Annotated in this window: 21 protein-coding genes and 1 pseudogene; 16 read left to right on the forward strand and 6 right to left on the reverse strand. The window is 70.2% G+C overall.

The window, feature by feature from the left end; genetic code table 11:
- Positions 1-20 precede the first annotated feature (20 nt).
- Entirely contained in the window at positions 21-1,367 is a 1,347-nt protein-coding gene (locus tag ABZ877_RS36735) for an amidohydrolase family protein (RefSeq protein WP_361080418.1), read from the reverse strand.
- Positions 1,368-1,748: 381 nt separating this feature from the next.
- Between ABZ877_RS36735 and ABZ877_RS36740 the strand changes: the two genes are divergently transcribed.
- The gene (locus tag ABZ877_RS36740; protein WP_361080420.1) at positions 1,749-2,150 is read left to right on the forward strand and encodes a hypothetical protein; all 402 of its coding nucleotides are present in this window, start codon (positions 1,749-1,751) and stop codon (positions 2,148-2,150) included.
- 89 nt (positions 2,151-2,239) lie between these two features.
- Here the strand turns inward: ABZ877_RS36740 and ABZ877_RS36745 are convergent, their stop codons facing one another.
- The gene (locus tag ABZ877_RS36745) at positions 2,240-2,530 is read right to left on the reverse strand and encodes a hypothetical protein (protein WP_361080422.1); all 291 of its coding nucleotides are present in this window, start codon (positions 2,528-2,530) and stop codon (positions 2,240-2,242) included.
- Between the two features lie 187 nt (positions 2,531-2,717).
- Between ABZ877_RS36745 and ABZ877_RS36750 the strand changes: the two genes are divergently transcribed.
- The 9 genes from ABZ877_RS36750 (at position 2,718) to ABZ877_RS36790 (ending at position 8,920) form a co-directional block, all read left to right on the forward strand.
- Positions 2,718-2,996, forward strand: coding sequence for a hypothetical protein (locus ABZ877_RS36750; RefSeq protein ID WP_361080424.1), 279 nt, complete (start codon positions 2,718-2,720; stop codon positions 2,994-2,996).
- A gap of 291 nt (positions 2,997-3,287) precedes the next feature.
- On the forward strand, positions 3,288-3,530 hold the full coding sequence (locus ABZ877_RS36755; protein ID WP_361080426.1) for a hypothetical protein: 243 nt from the start codon (positions 3,288-3,290) through the stop codon (positions 3,528-3,530).
- A gap of 349 nt (positions 3,531-3,879) precedes the next feature.
- The gene (locus ABZ877_RS36760; protein ID WP_361080428.1) at positions 3,880-4,194 is read left to right on the forward strand and encodes a hypothetical protein; all 315 of its coding nucleotides are present in this window, start codon (positions 3,880-3,882) and stop codon (positions 4,192-4,194) included.
- A 110-nt stretch (positions 4,195-4,304) separates the two neighbouring features.
- Entirely contained in the window at positions 4,305-4,625 is a 321-nt protein-coding gene (locus ABZ877_RS36765) for a tail fiber domain-containing protein (protein ID WP_361080430.1), read from the forward strand.
- Positions 4,626-4,707: 82 nt separating this feature from the next.
- Positions 4,708-6,012 carry a hypothetical protein gene (locus tag ABZ877_RS36770; RefSeq protein WP_361080432.1) on the forward strand — a complete coding sequence of 435 codons (1,305 nt, stop codon included), beginning with the start codon at positions 4,708-4,710 and terminating at the stop codon, positions 6,010-6,012.
- Between the two features lie 20 nt (positions 6,013-6,032).
- Positions 6,033-6,905 carry a hypothetical protein gene (locus tag ABZ877_RS36775; RefSeq protein WP_361080434.1) on the forward strand — a complete coding sequence of 291 codons (873 nt, stop codon included), beginning with the start codon at positions 6,033-6,035 and terminating at the stop codon, positions 6,903-6,905.
- Positions 6,906-7,536: 631 nt separating this feature from the next.
- Positions 7,537-7,914, forward strand: coding sequence for a hypothetical protein (locus ABZ877_RS36780; protein ID WP_361080436.1), 378 nt, complete (start codon positions 7,537-7,539; stop codon positions 7,912-7,914).
- An 8-nt stretch (positions 7,915-7,922) separates the two neighbouring features.
- Positions 7,923-8,231: a hypothetical protein gene (locus ABZ877_RS36785; RefSeq protein ID WP_361080438.1), complete on the forward strand. Its 309-nt coding sequence runs from the start codon at positions 7,923-7,925 to the stop codon at positions 8,229-8,231.
- Positions 8,228-8,920, forward strand: coding sequence for a hypothetical protein (locus ABZ877_RS36790; protein ID WP_361080440.1), 693 nt, complete (start codon positions 8,228-8,230; stop codon positions 8,918-8,920). The genes ABZ877_RS36785 and ABZ877_RS36790 overlap by 4 nt, the downstream gene beginning before the upstream one ends.
- 84 nt (positions 8,921-9,004) lie before the next feature.
- On the opposite strand, the gene ABZ877_RS36795 is transcribed toward ABZ877_RS36790, so the two are convergent.
- Entirely contained in the window at positions 9,005-9,253 is a 249-nt protein-coding gene (locus ABZ877_RS36795) for a winged helix-turn-helix domain-containing protein (RefSeq protein ID WP_361080442.1), read from the reverse strand.
- Positions 9,254-9,673: 420 nt separating this feature from the next.
- Between ABZ877_RS36795 and ABZ877_RS36800 the strand changes: the two genes are divergently transcribed.
- From ABZ877_RS36800 to ABZ877_RS36815, 4 genes are all read left to right on the forward strand, one after another.
- Entirely contained in the window at positions 9,674-10,000 is a 327-nt protein-coding gene (locus ABZ877_RS36800; RefSeq protein ID WP_361080444.1) for an ANTAR domain-containing protein, read from the forward strand.
- 613 nt (positions 10,001-10,613) lie between these two features.
- Positions 10,614-10,946, forward strand: coding sequence for a hypothetical protein (locus tag ABZ877_RS36805; protein ID WP_361080446.1), 333 nt, complete (start codon positions 10,614-10,616; stop codon positions 10,944-10,946).
- A 217-nt stretch (positions 10,947-11,163) separates the two neighbouring features.
- Positions 11,164-11,409, forward strand: a complete 246-nt coding sequence (locus ABZ877_RS36810; protein ID WP_361080448.1) for a hypothetical protein — start codon at positions 11,164-11,166, stop codon at positions 11,407-11,409.
- Between the two features lie 474 nt (positions 11,410-11,883).
- A complete protein-coding gene (locus tag ABZ877_RS36815; protein WP_361080450.1) occupies positions 11,884-12,213 on the forward strand; it encodes an STAS domain-containing protein in 330 nt (109 codons plus the stop codon).
- Positions 12,214-12,724: 511 nt separating this feature from the next.
- Here the strand turns inward: ABZ877_RS36815 and ABZ877_RS36820 are convergent.
- Together ABZ877_RS36820 and ABZ877_RS36825 are read right to left on the reverse strand one after the other, a co-directional pair.
- Positions 12,725-12,997: a hypothetical protein gene (locus tag ABZ877_RS36820; protein WP_361080452.1), complete on the reverse strand. Its 273-nt coding sequence runs from the start codon at positions 12,995-12,997 to the stop codon at positions 12,725-12,727.
- A gap of 208 nt (positions 12,998-13,205) precedes the next feature.
- Positions 13,206-14,264: a hypothetical protein gene (locus ABZ877_RS36825; protein WP_361080454.1), complete on the reverse strand. Its 1,059-nt coding sequence runs from the start codon at positions 14,262-14,264 to the stop codon at positions 13,206-13,208.
- A 972-nt stretch (positions 14,265-15,236) separates the two neighbouring features.
- Here ABZ877_RS36825 and ABZ877_RS36830 point away from each other — a divergent pair.
- Both ABZ877_RS36830 and ABZ877_RS36835 read left to right on the forward strand, forming a co-directional pair.
- Positions 15,237-15,338 (forward strand): annotated as a pseudogene (locus tag ABZ877_RS36830) (ubiquitin-conjugating enzyme E2); the annotation flags it as partial.
- Positions 15,339-15,363: 25 nt separating this feature from the next.
- Positions 15,364-15,633, forward strand: coding sequence for a ubiquitin-conjugating enzyme E2 (locus tag ABZ877_RS36835; protein ID WP_361080456.1), 270 nt, complete (start codon positions 15,364-15,366; stop codon positions 15,631-15,633).
- Between the two features lie 765 nt (positions 15,634-16,398).
- Here the strand turns inward: ABZ877_RS36835 and ABZ877_RS36840 are convergent.
- Entirely contained in the window at positions 16,399-18,039 is a 1,641-nt protein-coding gene (locus ABZ877_RS36840; protein WP_361080458.1) for an NAD(P)/FAD-dependent oxidoreductase, read from the reverse strand.
- Positions 18,040-18,059 lie beyond the last annotated feature (20 nt).

Raw genomic sequence — 18,059 nt, forward strand, 5'->3', positions numbered from 1 at the left:
GGCGGGCACGAGGGCGGTCGTCAGCGTGCCGCTCGTTCCGCGATACGGCGCCGGGAGGCGGCGACCAGCGCGCGGGCGGCTTCGGCGTGGGGTCCGACGAGCACGCCGGCGTCCTTGACGACATCGCCGCCGACGATCACCGTCTCGACGTCGGAGGGCCCGGCGCCCAGGACGAGGGTGGCGACGGGGTCGCCGTAGCCGTCGAGGTGGGGGGCGCGCATGTCGACGACGGTGATGTCGGCCCGCTTGCCGGGGGTGAGGGTTCCGATCTCGTCGTCGAGGTGCCAGGCGCGGGCGCCGCCAAGGGTGGCCAGGCGTAGCATGTCGCGCTGGCCGAGGGGCACCTCGGCGACCGCCTCGTCACGTTCGACGGCCTCGCGGGTGGCGCGGGAGCGCTCGGCGGCCAGTGCCAGGCGCATCTCGCCGAACAGGTCGGCGCCGGCGCTCGTGGTGGTGTCGACGCCGAGACCGGCGGCGATGTTGTGGTGCAGGACGGCTCCGGTCGCCGGGTAGGTGCCCAGGGCCATGAGCATCTCGGTGCTCGCAGTGATCGAGACCGAGCCGCCGCTGTCGGCGATCAGGCCCAGCTCCCGCTCGGTCAGCTGGTTGGCGTGGGCGTGGTTGACATCCGGCCCGAGCAGTCCGTGTCGATCCAGTGCCTCGACCGAGCCGGGGAAGCCGGCCATGCCGACGTGCACGGAGATCGGCAGGCCCAGGTCGCGGGCGTAGGCGAAGTCCTCCGCCGTCGCCTCGACCGAGGTGAACGCAGGGCCACGCAGCGCCAGGCCCATCCGCACCCGCTCGTCCGCACCCGCGCCGAACAGCTCGTCGCGGGCGCGGCGGGCGTCGTCGGGGTGGTGTCCGGTGCCGAAGAAACCCGCAGTGTCGGCACCGGGCCCGCCGTGCAGGAACAGCGCACGGACTCCGGAGTCGCGCAGTGCGCGCACGTTGGCGTCGGTGTGCTCGGGGCTGCGCACGTTGTGCGCCCAGTCCGCGATCGTGGTCACCCCGCTGTGCAGGGCCTGGAGAGCGCCCCACAGGGTGCCGGCGTAGACGTCCTCGGGGGTGTAGCCGGGGGCGATGCCCTGCACGACACGTCCCACGTAGCCCAGGAGGGAGGCGTTCGGGGTGCTGCCGGCGAGCGCGCCCTGCCAGACGTGCCGGTGGGTGTCGACCATGCCGGGGATGACGGCCCGGCCGCGCGCGTCGATCCGCCGGACGCCGGCCGCCTGCTCCTCGGGGACGTTCCCGACGGCGGCGATCCTGCCGTCGCGTACGAGGACGTCACCGCCGGGCAGGTCGCCCAGCGCCGGGTCGAGGGTGACGACGTGGCCGCCGGTGATGAGGATGTCGCTGCTGCTGGACACGCGCTTCCCTTCGCCGCCGAACCATCAGTGTTCGACGGGGTGGTTCCTGATGAATACCACTCCCAGCCTGCGGCGCCCCGGACGGAGCGGCAAGAAGGCACTTCGAACTGCCCTGGTATCCCCCGGAGAACCACCACGGGGAGCAGCCTGGAGGTCCGTGCCTTGAACGGGCACTGCGACCTGTCGGAGAACCTCGGCGTCGCACCACACCGACCAAGTAGTTACACCCTGTTCAGCCCGTTTTGGTGCGGTTTTATCTCCTTGTTCGTACGGTTTATCCACAGGTGATCCGTTCTACGGTCTGCGCCTGAGCGTCGGTGTCCGCTTCTGGCGGCACCGTTGCCCGCACGCACAAGCAGCAGCACGAAGGGCGTTGGACCGATGGCGCAGACGAAGTTCGACAAGCAAGTGGAGGACACAGCCGAGTCGGCGACGTTCCGCAGCAAGGACGACCCGCGCATGTCCCCGGCCGTCTCTGCCCTCGAGGCCGCGCTGTACACCGGACGCGCGGCCCGCGTCCACGTCATCCTCGACGGCACGCCCGTCGCCAGCATTCTCGGGGCGGCGCCGCACGAGCTGTTCGGCACAGTCGTCCTGGCCCGGGTTGCCGCCAGCACCTGGCAGCGCCTCGCCCCGCTCGCAGGCCCGGCCCCGAAGCCGAGCAAGCACCGGGGCCGCGGGCACGTCATCCAGGACGGTGAGGCTCACGAGACGCAGACGATCTGGATGACCGACGCCGACGTCGTCACCTGGCTCACCGACCCGGACGACACCCAGAGCTGACCGAGCGCCGGACACGCCACGGGGGATCAGACATCCCCGGGGCCCGGCTTTATGGAGTCGCGCTGTTCAACAACGACGGGGCGACGCCGTCACACCCCCGGCTCAGGCCCCACGGGGCGCAGGTAGTACATGCACCTGGACGCCGAATCGACCCGGCCCATGCACCGCCGACACTCCCCGCGCTCACGCACAGGCCCCCGGCCGTCCGCGCAACCGGGACAGGTCATCACCGGCTGCTGAAAGCCGAAGCTGACCACCCACCCGTCGCCCTGGGCGGCGTCACGCGCCAGCTGCGAGACCTCGGAGGCGGAGCGCGCATCATCGTCGTCACCGGTCTCGACCGCCAGGTAGATGGCGAAGCAGTCGTCGGTGTCGCACACGACAGCCACACCTGTGGGCATGTGCTTACCTCCCCAACTCGGCACCTACAGACAAGACTTCAGCCCCGGTGCGCCCTCCGGTCGTGCCCTGCATGATCATCCTGCGGCAGAGCAGCGCCCGCGAACCGATACTCCGTCCAGGCTCATCGAAGGGAACTCAGCCCTCACCCCTTGCAGTGCAGCCCTCTTGACGGTGATCGACGGGCGGGCGGATCGTGGCCGTTCGCGTCAGGCTCCACCCGGAAGGGGGCCTTGCACGTCGTTCACCTGGCGCTACGTCGTAAGCCTCGACGGCTCCTTCTGCCGCATCGGCAACCTCGACGGCAGCCTCGACAACGATCCCGACGACGAACTCGCCCGTCTTCACCCCGAGCGGGTTGAAGACGAACAGCCGGCCCGGCCTTGCTCCCGCTGCGGCACCGAACTGCTGCTGCACTGGCACGCCCCGCTGATGACCGGCGTCTGAATGGAGCTCTGCCCGGCCTCCGACGCCCACCACCCCGCCGCCCGCGCGTTCATCCAGTGGCACCGCGACCCCACCCTCGGCCCCAGGTGCTCCCCACGCTCTTCGAGGACTGGGAGACCGAGACCATGCACGCCCACGGCTGGGCACGCACCCCGCAGCCCGACGCCCCGCCCAGCCCCCCCGGCCCACCTGCGCCTTGCCCCACGCGGACACGGCTGACGCCAGGCGCCTCTCCACAGCCTGGACAGGGTGCCGCAGGTCCTCTCGCATAGCTGCCTCGTTGGGCTGGGCATGACGACATACGACACCGCTCCCCGGCCAGCTCCGAAGGCGGAAGGGGCCATCCCGACGACAGTCCGCTTCGATCCGAGCGAGTCCCACCAGATCGACCAATGGCTCCTGGATCTGAGGGTCCAGACCGGCGTCCGCTGGGACAAGGCCGAGGTCATTCGTGAACTGCTGCGCATGGCGCGCGCGTCCGACGGGATCCTGCGCGACGCGCTGACCGCCCGCGGCAAGAGGACCGGCGCCTGACACAGCGCGAGGGGCCACGCCACTCAGGCACGGCCCCTCGCGGTCCGGCGTTCTTCTCTCACCTGCAGCCTTTGGGCACGCTTCGCCTGGCCTGCGCGCTGCTCCCGCACATGGGCGTCCGAACGGCCACGGGCCCGACGCCCGTCCCTGCCGGCCCGTGCAACCCGATGTCGCTTGGGGCTGTCGGCGCGCGGCCGGGGTGCTGGTGCTGTTTGGTGTCTGCCTGCGGGCGGTCCGTGACGTGAGGGGGCCGGACTTCGTTGAGAAGTGGATAGCCCGGGGGTCTTTGTTCGGGTGAGCAGGCGTTGCCGGGCAGTGGTTGAACGTGTGCAGGGAAAGGTGGCCGTTGGTGACGGATGCGCGGATGTGGCCTAAGCGGGCGGTGCTGGTGGGTTCGGCGGTGGGGGCGATGGCGGCGTCCGCGGCTCCGGCGCAGGCGGGGGTCGTCAGTGTGGGCAACGCGGTGTTCGGCAACTCCTGTGTGACGAAGGGCGGTGCGCAGGCGGCTGGCGGGACCGCAGCCGGGCCGGGGATTCTAGGGACCGACCTTGCGCAGTTGCCGTTGGACCTGCCACAGGTCACCTGCGGGGAAAGCGGCATCATTTGCAAGCCCTCGGACCGGCGGTTGAAGACGGCTGTCCGGCCGGTGGTGTGGGAGCGGTAGGCGTGCTGTCGCTTCGCGGACTGTCGGCCTGGGCACGGGCCCGCACGCACACGCGCCGGCGCCCGGGTGTTCCGGGTGCGGGTCTGGCGTCCAGGGCCACCGCGTCGGCGGTGGAGCCGGGGGAGGCGGTCAATGGGTATCGCGTCCTGGAGGAAGTGGTGCGTCTGCCGGTGAGTTCCTGGCGGTATCACTGGGACCCGCCGGAAGTTCGGCATCTGGGCCCGATGGCGCAGGACTGGTGGGCGGCCTTCGGCCTGGGCGGCAGTGACACGACCATTTGCAGCACGGATGCCAATGGCGTCGCCCTGGTCGCCATCCAGGCCCTGCATCGTGAGCTGGCCGACCTGCGTCAGGAGGTCGCCTTCCTGCGCGAGCAGGCTTCGGATGCCGGCTCCGACGTGCGCCGCACCCCGCCCGGTACCCCGGTATGACGGGCCCGTGGTGTGCCGGGGCGGGCGCCCCGGCACACAGAGCACCGCCGGCATGTGACGCGGCATTGGAACGGGGAGCTGCATGGAAGCGGCGGTAAAGGAATGGGCCGCACTGAGCGACCGCGCACCCGGGCTGCTGGAGGAGCACGTCCGCCGTGAACCGGGGGCCGGAGTGGCGCGGGCGCTGCTGGTGTGGGCCCGTGCCGAGGAGCTTGCGGAGCCGGAGCTGAAATCCTTACTGGCCGAGGCGTTCGAGGCGGCCAAGGGGGAGGGAGAGCGGGCGGCGAGCCTGGTGTACGGCATCTTCCTCTGTGCGCTGCGCCAGTGGCGGCTGGCCGCCGAGCACCTGCTGCGGCACTTCACCGCCCATCCCGCCGACGAGATCGCCGGCCTGATGGTGGGCGCCTTCGACGCCAGTGAGGATGCCGCCTGGCAGCAGGCGGGGGAGGACCTGGTGGCGTGCCAGTACCGGCTGGCCGGGCCGGAGTCCTGGACGTGGGCCTCCCGGCTGGCGTGGGTGCGCGCCGAGCAGGGACGCAGCGAGGAGGCCGTCCAGCTCGCCGAGCACGCCCTTAACCTCTTCCCGCGCTCAGGCGTGGCCGTGCACGCCCGGGCACACGCCGACCACGAGCAGGGCGCCGGCCCGGACGCCGTCACACGCGTGGACGCCTGGCTCGCTGCAAACCCCCGCGCGGTACAGGTGCGGCATCTGAACTGGCACGCCGCACTCGCCTCGATCGCCTGCGGCGACTTCGCCACGGCCCGCGCCCGGGCGGACTCGGTGCTGCGCCGCTCCGATGTGGGGATGCTCGCGGCGGTGAACTGGCGTCTGCTGCTGGCCGGGCAGCAACCGGCCCGCCTGAGCGAACCCGCACACGTGCGCGCCCTGTTGTCCGGACCGGGCGGCATGGCCGAGGTGTTCCACACCTTCAACTTCGCTCTCGCCCTGGCCTGCGAGAGCGCCGTCGAAGACCTCCACCATCTCGCCGCGGCAGCCGCCACGGATACCCGCCCGGCCTACCGCGAGGTCCTCGCCCCGGTCGTCACCGCTCTGGCCCAGGTGTGCTCCGGCACCCCGCAGGACGCCATTGATCTCCTTGAGCCCCTGGGCGCCTCCCTCACCCGGCTCGAGGGAGTACGGGTGGAACGCGAAATCGTCACCGACACCCTCGCCCGCGCCCTGATCGACGCCGGCCACCACGGCCGCGCGGCCGCGCTGCTGGAGCAGCGCAGAACCACACGCCGCCACCACACCTACGAAGACCTCCTCCTGGCCCCGCGCACCGACCGGCCAACCACCGGGCGCGCACCAGCGCCGATCCCCGCTCCCGCCGATGCCCACTGCGTCGGCCCGCCGCGCCCGGCACGTGCAGCCTCCCGGGCCTGACCACAGGAGCAGCTAAGCCCATGTCCCCGCCCCAGCACCTCATCGTGGTCTCCCTGCCCGGCAGCGGCACCGAGCTGCTGCATGAGATCACCACGGCCCTGGGCTACACCTCCCGCGGCACCATGAGCCCCAGCACCGAAACCGCGGCCCAGCCCGGACCCGGTGAGGTCTACGCCCTTCTGGAAGCCGCCTACGGCCCCGAACGGGCCGCCGCGCTCCTGCAGGCCCACCACCGCCACCGGGACACCGGCTCGCTCCAGCACGCTTACACCGACGCCCTCCACCTTCTGTGGCGCGTGTGGTGGAAGAGACTCGGACAGCCCGTCACCGCGCACACCACCCTGAATTCAGAAACCGAGGCCCGCCTGAACGCGCAGACAGATGCCGGCCTGCTGCGCCTGCTGCCCGGCCGCGACGCCTGGTACGTCACCGGCCTCAACCCCGCCCATGTTGACGGCGGACTGCTGCGCCACTGGGCGGCCACCGGTCAGCCGGCCATCCTCTACCACCACCGTGAACCCCGCGACCGTGCCCTGGCCCTGATCCAGCACCTCACCCGCGACGACGGCAACGTCGGCACGATCCCCGGCCACCTCATCTATCGCGACATCCTCACCGCCCTGCCTGGCACCGAGGAACGCCTCATCCTCGCCCTGACCGATCCCGACTTCCCCGGCAACGAAGAGGCCCGGCACACCGGATGGCTCTCCCGTCACCCCGCCGTGCTCACCGTCACCCACAAGGAACTCGCCGGACGCGACCCTGGCGGTACGACGACCGCCCGCACCCGCGCACTGGCGCACCTGGCCAACTGGCTGGGTATCAGCGACGCCGACACCCTCAACATGCCAGTCCCACCCACCGATCTTCCCGGCCTGACCGTCACCACCTGAACCCTGCCGGTGGTGTTACTGAAACGGGTCGATGTTCCAGGGACGCGGAGCTTCGCCCTTTGGGTCATTGAGGAACCGTGCCCCTGCAGCACATACAACGACGACGACCAGCCCCGAAATGAAAGAGTGGACCCTGCTGGCCGACAAGAGGACCGGCAGCGATAGCGGGTTCAAGGCGAGCCGCGACCTCTCTTTGCCGCTTGATGTCCTTGCCGCCTGATGTCCTAGAACAGGCTGCTCCGGCGCGCGGCGGTGTCCTGGAGCGCGATCGTGAGGCCATTGCCCTCGCGACCCGCGCGCCGCGGCCGAGGGGCAGTTGGCAGGACGGCGGAGCCGAGGGGCGCGTACGGGCTGGGTCTGCTTCCGGCCAGGGCTTTCGTTCGGTTCCGGCGGGGGAGTAGCGTCGTGGGTAGTCCGTGAATTGCCTCGTCGTCAGCGCGGCGGGTTCTTGTTTCGGCGATCTCTCGGGCCCGTGGACGGGTCCCTACGCCAGCGGCTGCCAGCAGCGGGAGTCTGCGCCCGCCTCATACGCACCGCACCAACCCTGCACACGGAGCCCCGGCCTGTACTCCGGCCGGCGCTTCCGTGACCGCACTGTTTGCGCGGTGCCTGCCGATACGGAACTGCCCCCATGCGTGACTTCCTCGCCGACCACCTCTGCATGATCACGCCGCTGCGCAGACAAGAGAAGGTTCGCCGCTCCGGCGAGGCCACCGGCCGGCATCAGGCGCCCCTGACGCCTCCGGCTGCCGGTTCCGCTGAGCGCGCGAATGAGATCACCGTCGACCTCACCGGCGTCGACGACCTTTCCCACGATGCCCTGGCCGCGCTGATCGCCCTGGCCCGCGCGCTGCACCCACCCCAGACCCTGTGCCTGGTGGCCCGCCCACGCCTGCTGCTGCACCTGCGGCTGCGACAGCGCGGCTGGGAAGAGAGCGCCGCCCTGCGCCTGCGCATCCCGCGCGCCGGGAAAGCCGGGGGTGCCGGTGGAGCGGGGCCGTCGTCGTGAAGGAAGGCGTGGAGGAACCGGTGTGGGGGGACCAGGCGGCCGTGCGCGTGCAGGCGGAGGCGATGCAGGCCCGTGCTCTCGCCGCGAGTGCGCGCGCCCGGCGGATGCGGGAGGCCGCCCGCACCGCCGCCGCCATCGCCACCGTCATGCGGACGGCCAACCGGCACCGGCTTGAGGCCGCCTACGCGAACCGCCCGCCACCCCGGGCGGGAGCCGGGCTGTCACCACACAGCCGGGCCGCCGCACGCGGCGGCCCGCCCGGCGCTCCGGCTCCGGCCGGGCCCGGTACGCCCAACTGTCCGGGGCAGGGGGCGTGAACAGCGACGGCATGGGAGTCGAGGATCTTGTGGGCCGCCTCGACACAGCAGCCGGCGCCGGTGAGCGGCGGCGGTGGGCGGCCGGCTGCGCCCAGATGCTGGGGCTGGACGGGGTGGCGGTATCCGTGCAGGGGGAACTGCTGTGGTTCAGCGATCCGACCAGCACCCGCCTGGAGGACATCCAGGTTGTCCTGGGACAGGGCCCCGGCCTCGAGACCCCCAGCGCCCAGATACTCCTGGAGATCCCCGCCCTGGAAACCCTGCCCCTGCGCGTGTGGCCGCAGTTCGTACCCGAGGCCCTGGCCCTGGGCGTCGCGGCGATGTTCGTCTGGCCGGTCCATGCCGGCGCCCCGGGCGCGGGCATCTTCACCGGCTTCCGCCGCGCCCCAGGCCCGCTCACCCCCACCCAGCGCACCCACGGCCGGCAGCTCGCCCACGCGCTGATCGCCCATGTGCTGGCCCACTGGCCCGGATCAGACAGCCCCGCGCACCGTGATGGGCAGGCAGGAGTGGTCGATCTGCAGCGGGCAGCCGTGCACCAGGCCGCCGGCATCACCGCCGTCGACCTCAACCTCCCCGTCGACGCGGCCCTGCTGCGCCTGCGCGCCCACGCCTGGATGGACGGGTACTCGCTGCAAGAGATCGCGCACGAGGTGGTCGCCGACCCTCTCCACCTGGATCCCGCCTGAACAGGCCTTCGAAGACCTGCCGGTGGCGGGCGCTGCCCGCTCAACCGCCCGTCTCCCTCGCCCGGACCACACCGCCGGTGTCCGTCACACCGTGCCGGTGCCTGCTGGTGGCGTCCAGGAGTTCGGCGGGGGGGGGTCGGCTCGGGTGGGGCGCCGGTGAAGTCCGTCCGGGGTGAGGGTGCAGCGGCTGCTGCGGCCGGTGGGGTGCCGGGTCAGGTAGCCGCTGGCGGTGAGGTCGCGCAGGATCCGCTGCACGGTCCGCGGGGAGAGCCGGCAGACCTGGGCGATCTCTCGCAGCGAGGCGCCGGGGTCGCGGGCCAGGGCCAGCAGCACCCACGCATGCGGGGTGAGAAAGCTGCCGACACCGGCAGCGGCCGCCCCGCCCCACCCCGGGCGAAGGGCCGGAAGGCAATCCGGCATGATGCTGCCGTGGCCCGCGCCCCCAGCCGACAGTGGAGAGGTGACGGGGCTGGCGGTTGGGTGGCCGGGCCCGTTCGGGGAGCGGGGAGGGCGCAGGGACGGCGGTAGGCATGGTCGAGCGCACCACGTATACCGCATCAGGCAGATTTCCTGCCTGATGCGAAGAATCGCGCACGTGTGCGAGGTGCGTGCCTGCGTCGGTGTCCGGGCAGGTCAGGCGTGCGTGTGCGGCCTGCCGTCCGGCCATGGGGCGTGGGTCGCTTCCGCGTTGCGGGGTAGGCGGAACGGGACCGGGAAGTTGACGCCGCCGCCCCTGAACCCCGGAGGCGCCCGATGACGACCACCACAAAACCGGCCACCCAGCCCCAGGAGCGGGAGGACAGCGCAGCCCGTGTGGCCGAGCTGGAGGGCGAGATCGCCCAGCTGAGAGAGGCGGTCACCGCGCACGCGGAGGTCGACCAGGCGATTGGTGTGGTCATGGCCCTCGCTCACGTTCCGCCCGCCCGCGCCTGGGACATCCTGGTGGCCGTCTCCCAGCACACCAACACCCGGCTCCGGCGGGTGGCCGCGCTGTTGGTGCAGTGGCCCCACACCCCGAGCGTCCTGCCCCCGGCCCTGCACACCGAACTCGTCCGGCAACTCGGCTCCGGACACCGCTGATACGCGCACCCTGACGCCCCGCCCCCTCAGTCCCAGGTCCCGGCGCGACGATGCCCGGATACGCAATGGCCGGCTGCACCCGGGCGGGCGGCTCCGCGGCCGCCCGCCTGCCCCTCGGTCTCACCTGAACTCTCCCGGCGGCCGCGAGGGGCGGAGGCGGGACGCTGGTGTAGCGCCGCCCGGCACTGCGGGGCGACACCGCCGCTCGAGAAAGACGCGCCGGCCGCCGCAGGCCCGGTTGACTCCAGAAGGAGCCCGGCGGGCCCCGCCGGTATCCGCAGTGCCCGTCGCGTGCCTCCAATTGTGCGACGGTGCACGGGGGTTGAGGGAGCGTGTACGGGTTCGTTCTGCTTCCGTTGAGGACTGTCGGCCCTGTCCATGGGGGAGTAGCGTCCTGGGCAGTCCGTGAATATGCCTCGCCGTCAGCGCAGCGGGTCTATTCAGGCGGTCTCACGGGGCCCGTGGGGGCGGGTCCTCCGCGCCAGCGGCTGCCCTCGGCGGGAGCCTGTGCCCGCCTCATACGCACCGCCCACGCCCGCCCGTCTCGAAGCCTTCCCCCACAAGTTTGTCGCCCCCGTGTGGGTGTGCGGTGCCTGTCGTCCCTGGACCCCGGATGCCTGATTTCTGCGTCGACGACCGCTGTCTGATCACTTCGCTGCTCCGTGAGGAGGGGGTGCGGCTGTTCGGCGAAGTCGTTGGCGCTCACCAGGTCCCCCTCGCCACCGCGGTGGCCGAATGCGCGCAGCACGCCCAGAAGATAACGGTCGATCTCCGCCTGGTGGAGTACCTGTCCAACAGTGCGCTGGCCACCCTGGTGGGCCTCGCGCGCACTATGCGCCCGCCCCAGATGCTGTGCCTCGTGGCCCATCCTGGCCTGGGCCTGGGGGTGCGGTTGCGGCAACGCGGCTGGGACCGGCTCCACACCCTGCGTCTGCGCTGCCCGTAGCAGCGGAGCGGGTCCTGCCGGCGGGGGGAGGCGGCAGGACCCGCAAAGGGAATCATCGAACGCCGCCGCCCGCCCGCCTGCGCCAGCGGCCCCCGCATCGGGGAGCGCGCCACGGGGTCGCCGCGGTGTGTAAGGGAGGGGCGGCAGGGCATCCGCCCGGCCACCCGGGCGCGCAGCGGCGCACTGCCGCCTCCAGCACGAGAAGGAGCGGGTCCGCATGAGACCGGCACGCCACCCCGCCGCCTCCCACGATGAGCAGACTGACAACGCGGACAACGCCCAGGACGCCGAGGACGCGGTGCGCCAGGCCTACCGCAGGGCTCAGGCGACGCGGCAGCACTCGGCGCGGCTTCGCCAGCAGGCGAAGAACCTGGTCGCACAGAGCCGGGCGCAGCGCCTGATGGTGCAGGCGGTACGTGCGGGGGTGCGCCGGGGCGGCCCGCAGACGCCGCACGGCGCGTAGCGGCCCCGGCGAGCGGCGGCCGCGTGCGGGTGCAGGAGGACCGACACGGAGTTCTCCGGCGGCCGGGTGTCCTTCGACAACACGCGAGGCCCGCTCCCCGGTGGGCTCCCCGCTGCCGTCGGCAGCCCCGTCCCTGACACGGTCGTCCTGCCCTCCTCCTGTCTCTCTCATCCCGGATAACGGGCCGGCTGAACCTGAAGCGCCCCAGCCCGTCGCTTGACCCGTGACCTGTCTGACCGGCTTGTCCAGCGTCAACGCGGGTCCTTTCGGGTGATGTCGCGCCGCTTCGGGTAACCCTTCAGACGGGACGGTGGAACGATCGGTGCGCGTCTCGAACCGGGGGCATCATGGGTGCGTCGGTGGTCAGCGACAAGCCGCCGCGATGTCCGTCCTGGCGCGCCGCGACGGCTGTACCGGCGCTCAGGTGCGTGGCGCATGTGCCGTGAACCACAACGACTGGCGAGCGGACGGCGGATGTCGGTGTCCCGCACGCCTGACACCCCCGGCTATTTCATGGTGCTGGCCGTCTGCGGCGAGCTGGATGTGCGCAGTGTGCCCACGCTCTGCGATCTCGTCTCCGAAGTGCTGGCAGAGGGAAGCCGTCACCTGTTGGTGGATCTGTCCGCTGTGACACGCTGCGACAACGCCGCCCTCTACACCCTTTCCGGCGTGCGGCAGGCCCTGCACGAGATGGGCGGCAGTCTGTCGCTCGGTAACCCCAGCCCCAGTGTCCAACGTGCACTGGCACGCAAGGGTGTACGCACGTCGCTGCCCCTCCACGATGACGCCGCAGTCTGCACGTGAGAGCGGGCCTGCGGCACCGGGCCCGCGGCTGGTCGGCCGGCCACGCGAACAGCACCCCAAGCTGCGCTGCCGAACCCGGGCCGTGCGGCCTGCGGCTTCCCGCAAGCGGCCCGTACGTGAGCTACCCGCCTTTAACATCACCAAGCTGAACATATTGCCTGCATCGGGCATTAGCTGGCCTCATCCGGTGTCTCGCAACCGACTGTTGTCGCCCGTGATGCGACACTCGGCCGGGTGGCCACGCTGCCCGGGGGCGGACCCACAGCCTCCGCATTCTGCCCCGGCCTGGCCGAGCTCACCCGGAGACTCGGCTCTCGTCATTGCTGGCGCCGGGCTGTCTTCGCCCGGAAATCCCGAGCCGAGCGCCGGTGAACTTCTGAGCGTCAGGCGCTCGCCGCTGACGACCCCGCCGCCGGCCGTCGGGCTGCGCAGCACACCCAGCGTCGGTGACGGGGGCGGGCGGCGGCCGCGCCCAAGCTCGGCCGCCGGGTGCTGCGGGGGCGCCGGGGTGTCACCAGCGCGACCAGTTTTTATTCTCCGTGGCCCTTGTGTTGCTCTCTTCCTCCCGCGCCAGCTGGATGTAGTAATGCAATGCGTGCTTGCCTGCCTCGGACTCCAGTGTCAGTCCATCCCGCTTCATTTGCTCCGCCAGGGTCTGCAGGTAGCGAGCCGCTCTGTCCTCCGGGACCCCCTTCAGCCAGCCGCGTTCGTTTTCGTCCATGAGGTTCACAATCGTCGTCGCCGAACTGCCGTCTCCGCGGTCTCCGTCATGCTCGGTGTTCACGAGATTCTCCTGGTGCGCCGAGTAGTGGGGCGTCCGCCCCTTTTACCCTTAGGCGACCACAGGCAGCGGCTTTGCGGATACCGCACGCAAGTCGATGACGCCGGATGGCTCACGCTCGCTGCGTGAAATCATCCCGATGGCAGTCCGTGGCAGCCCACCGCCGCTCAGTTCAGCCTCAAGGCGCGAAGTCACGGCCTTTCGGGACGCGTCACGCCTTGGGCCAGGCGTCGCGCACCTGACTCGTTCCGTCGAGGCTCTCCCAGCTGAGCGCGACGCTTCCGTCCAGCCTCTCAAGATCGAAGCGGTCACCGCGCAGCCACAACGCCTGATACGTGCGCTTGCCTGCCGGGAACTTCAGCTCCTGCGTATCTTCACGCGTGGTGGTGTTGGTCGCGCTTTGACTCCTGCTTACCTTGAGCTCATTGCTGATCGTCGTGCTCAACTTCGCACTGAAGCCAGAATATTTGAATTCCGCTTCAGCCGTGACGGAAATACCCGTCGTCTCCTCGACCGAGGACGCCTGAGTCTTACTGGTTCCGACCGTCACAACCTTCTTGACGGTTTCTTCGACGTTTCCGGGTTTCTCGTCGTCGGCCACGCACCTCCAATAACCGTACCGCTTCAGCACGTAGTACGGACTGTTCTTGGCCTGCCACTTCGGGTCCCGAATTCCTCGGTCTGCAACAAGCGGGTAGGGCAGGAGTGTTTTACCGACGAGCACCTCGCGGGTCGTCCTCTTGGCGGGCGGCTTGAAGCCCTCCAGTCGCATAACGTCTCCGATGCTGTCGTGCACCTCGATGTCTTCCGCCCGTTTGACGTCGGGCAGTGAGTCGAGTTCCTCCAGCATCCAGTGCTGACTTCTCTGGTTGTGATCGTCGAGCTGACTGTAGGTGGTCACCTCCCACCTATTTTCATTGTCGACAGTCAGATAGGATCCCCCACCGTTTTGTAGGGTGATGTACCCGTCTCCCGCGTCCTGCATGATCTGCCCCTGCATCTTTTCCGGCACCGGCTTGTAAAGCCATACCGTGGTGGCATCCTGCTTGAACTCGTTGGGCGTGAGGAGGAGGCCACGGCTCAACTGGGCAATCACATACTCCTTGTTCCCCAGCGGGAAGAAATACCAGGACTCTGCCTTCCTACCGGCGCCATTCTCTTCCTTGCGCCAAATCGTCACCTTCGTGTCTGCGAAATTGGCGATGCAAAGATACTTGTCGCTGTACTGCCTGTTCCGGAGTCGATAGGTGCGATCTCGCCTGACTTCCATTGATTTTCCCCTTCGAGTCCAGCGTTTTTCATGAGCGGCTGATCGTGCAATCCCGTCGGCCAGGACGGACTGTATAGTGACTACGAAAAGATTGCATGCGTGAACGTCTTCATTCACTCCACCGGGGCATGCAGAAAGGTTTTACCTGATTTCAGCGTTGACGTCCCGGGACAAGGATGGCCTTGGCCATGCGCCTCATATGGCGAAGGAAGAAGTTTCCCACGGGTGCACATCAGTGCATCGGGAAACCTGTATCAGCGGGCACCGTCGCGGGTGCCGATGAGCACGGTGCAGTCAACCGAGGGGTTGTACAGGTCGAGTGCGGCCGAGCGGGGAATCAAAGGGTGCGCTCCTCCGGCCCCGGTCTACGGAAAGGCTGCGGCCCCTGTGCTGCCCGGCCGAGGCGGACTACGAGAGCGCCGTGTTGAAGCAGGCAGGTCCAGGACGCGGCCAATGGCCCGCCTGGTGTTCACCAGGCGGGCCGGAGCCGGAGAACGTCACAGGAGCGGGATCGAGTTCGCGGGTGCGTTCCGCACGGTGCGGCGCGCCCCAAGAAGGCCGCCGCCGACCAGGCCAGACGTGAACAGAGTGCTCGGCTTGGTTGTCCATGGTCATGATCTGGGACTCCTGGCGTGGGGCCCCCTTGGGGACACCGTCGCATCCCGTGTCCGAGCCGGCCAGACGAGCCGCTCGGCCGGGTGGCCGGTGGTGAGCGGTGTACGAGCCGGTGACCGCCCCGCCTGAGGGCCCGGCCTGGCTGCCTCACACGACGGCAGGACGGGACAAGGATTCCGGTCACCTCACCACGCTGCCGCGAGGAACACAGCCATGGCCACAAATAGGATCGACACGAGGTCGAACGACTCAAGAAGCAACCGCCGCAGGGCTTTTCCCTTCACGTTCGCAGTAGCTCCGACGATCGCCAGAGGGACGTATACATGAAGGGCCCTACGAGCTCACCCTACGAGCTCACCCTACGAGTCCGGCACCTTCCATCTCGAACTCTTCCTTCCCCATGGATACCCCCTCACAGCGCCACGGCTGAAGTTCAAGACACCGATCTACCATCTCAACATCGACCCCCCTGGGTCCCATCGGTTTGGACGTCCTGAAGGACAAGTGGTCGCCAGCCCTGACCGTCCAGGCAGTGCTTCTCCTGCTCCCGAAACTCCTGGCCGAGCCGAACCTCGACCACACCGTCCTGAACAACGAAGCCACGCGGAACTACCGCCAGGACCGTGAGAGCTTCGACGCCTCGCCCGCAGGATCACCCTCACCCACGCCCAGCAGACCAACGCCGCCCAGTGAAGCCCAAGGGCGCCCCGCTCGCCCGGTTCTCACCCGACTTCTGAAACCCACTGCCCGCTGATCGGCCGACTCTGCTGGCAAGCCAGAGCGGCACCCTGAGGGTGGCGCACCGGCCCGAGGGCCGGGCGCCGCGCGGGCTGATGCGGACCGTTCAGCATTGGCCGAAGCGCCGTTGCTGGCTTCCTGGGTTGCCGACGTCCCCTGCGCGTCCATTGCGGACTGCTGGGCCTGCTGCTGTCCGCGTTCGGCCTGGGTGGTGGTACGCCCCCCCCGCGAAGCAACGCGCCATGGTGCAGGCTGATGCCCTCTGTTACGCCCGGTCCGTCAGGGCCCAGGAGTGGCCGGCGATGTCCGACGGACACGGCTCGCCCGCCCCCAGTGTCTGGTCGACGGATCTGCGGCGCACCTTCGGCCAGGCGGAGGGCAAGCCGGTGTTCGGCATGCTGGTCGCGGCCGACAACAAGCGCTCCGAGGAGCGCGATGAACGGCTCACCCAGGCCACGGCCAGCATCCCGAGCGCCATCTTCTGGTTCCTGCTGGCCACGCTGATCGTCACCGTCATGGCGCTGGCCGTGTGTCTGCCCCACCGGAACAGCCGGGGCCAGATGATCACCCAGGCTGTGATCACGGCGCTGCTGACGACGACGCTGTGCATCATCCGGGACGTGGACCGGCCCTTCGGCGGAATTACCTCGGTGAGTCCGAGCGCGATCGCTGAGACGGGGCGGCAGGCCGAACGCGACTTCTTCCAGCACAGCTCCGCGCGGCCAAGCTGCCGTGCGACGCGCGGGGCAACCGCCGCGCCACTACTTCTGCCTGACCGCTCCTACCCGGGGCGGGACCGGACCGGCACGGAATTGGACGGCGCCTGGGGGCCGGCACTTTCGTGGGCGGTCGGCGGCGGCATGCCGTATGACCGGTCAGCCCGCGCTCGAAAGCGGCGCGTGGGGGGCGGGCGAGGCCGTCGGCGATGAGGACGATGGCTGTCTTTGGACGCTTCAGCCCAGGGCGTGCAGTTGGCCGCGGGGGGTCCGGGGCTGGCGCCGCTCTCGCGTTCATGCGGTGTCGGTCGTGAGGTGGGGGTGCGGGTGAGGGTGAGGTAGAGCCCGGCGGCGGCCAGTTGGGGGGTGGTGGGCAGGGGCAGGAGGTCGGTTGTTCCGTGGCCTGCGAGTCCGTGCGGGGGCCGGCCGTTGACGGGTTGGCGCACGGTGCGCAGGAAGGTGTCGACGGCGTCGTCGGTCTGGGTGTCGTGGAGGTCTTCCGCGCCGGTGATGATGTTGAGGAAGCTTTCGTGCAGGCGCAGGGGTGCCTGGTCGCGGCGGCTGAGCTGTTGGGCGGTGCGGAAGTAGGTGTCGCGGCCGTCGTGGATGCGGTAGAAGGCGCTGACCAGGATCAGGAGTCGTTCGTAGGCGTGCTGGTAGGCCCTCTGGTAGAAGGCGCGGGCGGCGTCTTCGTCGATGTCGCCGGTGAGCATGCTGCTGATGGCGGCGGCGAGCAGGCCGCTGTACATGGCCAGGTGCACTCCGGTGGACAGCAGGGGGTCCAGGAAGCAGGCGGCGTCCCCGGCGAGAAACCACCCCGGTCCGGTGAAGGCATCGCTGACGTAGGAGTAGTCGCTCTCGGTCTTCAGCGGCGCGGCCTGCCGGGCGTGGGTGAGCAGGCCGGCCAGGAGCGGGCAGCGGGCGATGGCCTCCTCGTAGACGCGCTGCAGTGAGCCGCCGGCTGCCTGCCGGGCGTGGGCGAAGGAGCGTTGGTCGGTGACCAGGCCGACGCTGAGGGTGCCGTCGTGCAGGGGGATGGCCCACAGCCATCCGTGGTCCGGCAGGGAGAACACCCCGATCGCGCCCTTCGGGGCGGCGGCGAGGGGTGCCGCGTCGTGCCAGTAGCTCCAGGTGGCGACGTTGCGGAAGATGTCGTGAACGCGCCTGGTGCGCAGTTGCCGGGCGGCGAGGAGCCCGGCGCGGCCGGAGGCGTCGACGAGGTGGGCGAACCGGATGCGCCCTTCAGCCCCGCCGTGAGAGCTCCAGGCCGCTGCCACGGCCCGCCGGCCGGGGCCGGCGTTGCCGTCCTCGAACGTGACCTGCCTGGCGCGGACCTCTTCGCGCACGTCGGCTCCCTGGGCGCGGGCGTGCTCCAGCAGCAGCTGGTCGAACTGGGAGCGGATCACCTGGAAGCTGTAGGCCGCGGGTCTGCCCGGCTCGTCGAAGCCGAGCGACCACTCCTGGCCGCCCCAGCTGTAGTACGCCCCCGTCTTTTGGACGAAACCGTGCGCCTCGACCGCCTCGCGTGCGCCCAGCACGTCCAGCAGCGGCAGCAGGGACGGCAGCAGGGACTCGCCGATGTGGTAGCGCGGGAACCGCTCGCGTTCCAGCACGCGCACCTGATGCCCCTGTCGGGCGAGGAGGGCTGCCGCGGTCGCGCCTGCCGGGCCGCCGCCGACCACCAGGACGTCGGTCTGTTCCTGCATGCTGTGCTCCCCACCCGTCG

The sequence above is a fragment of the Streptomyces sp. NPDC046939 genome, from assembly GCF_040644575.1.
Classification (GTDB): Bacteria; Actinomycetota; Actinomycetes; order Streptomycetales; family Streptomycetaceae; genus Streptomyces.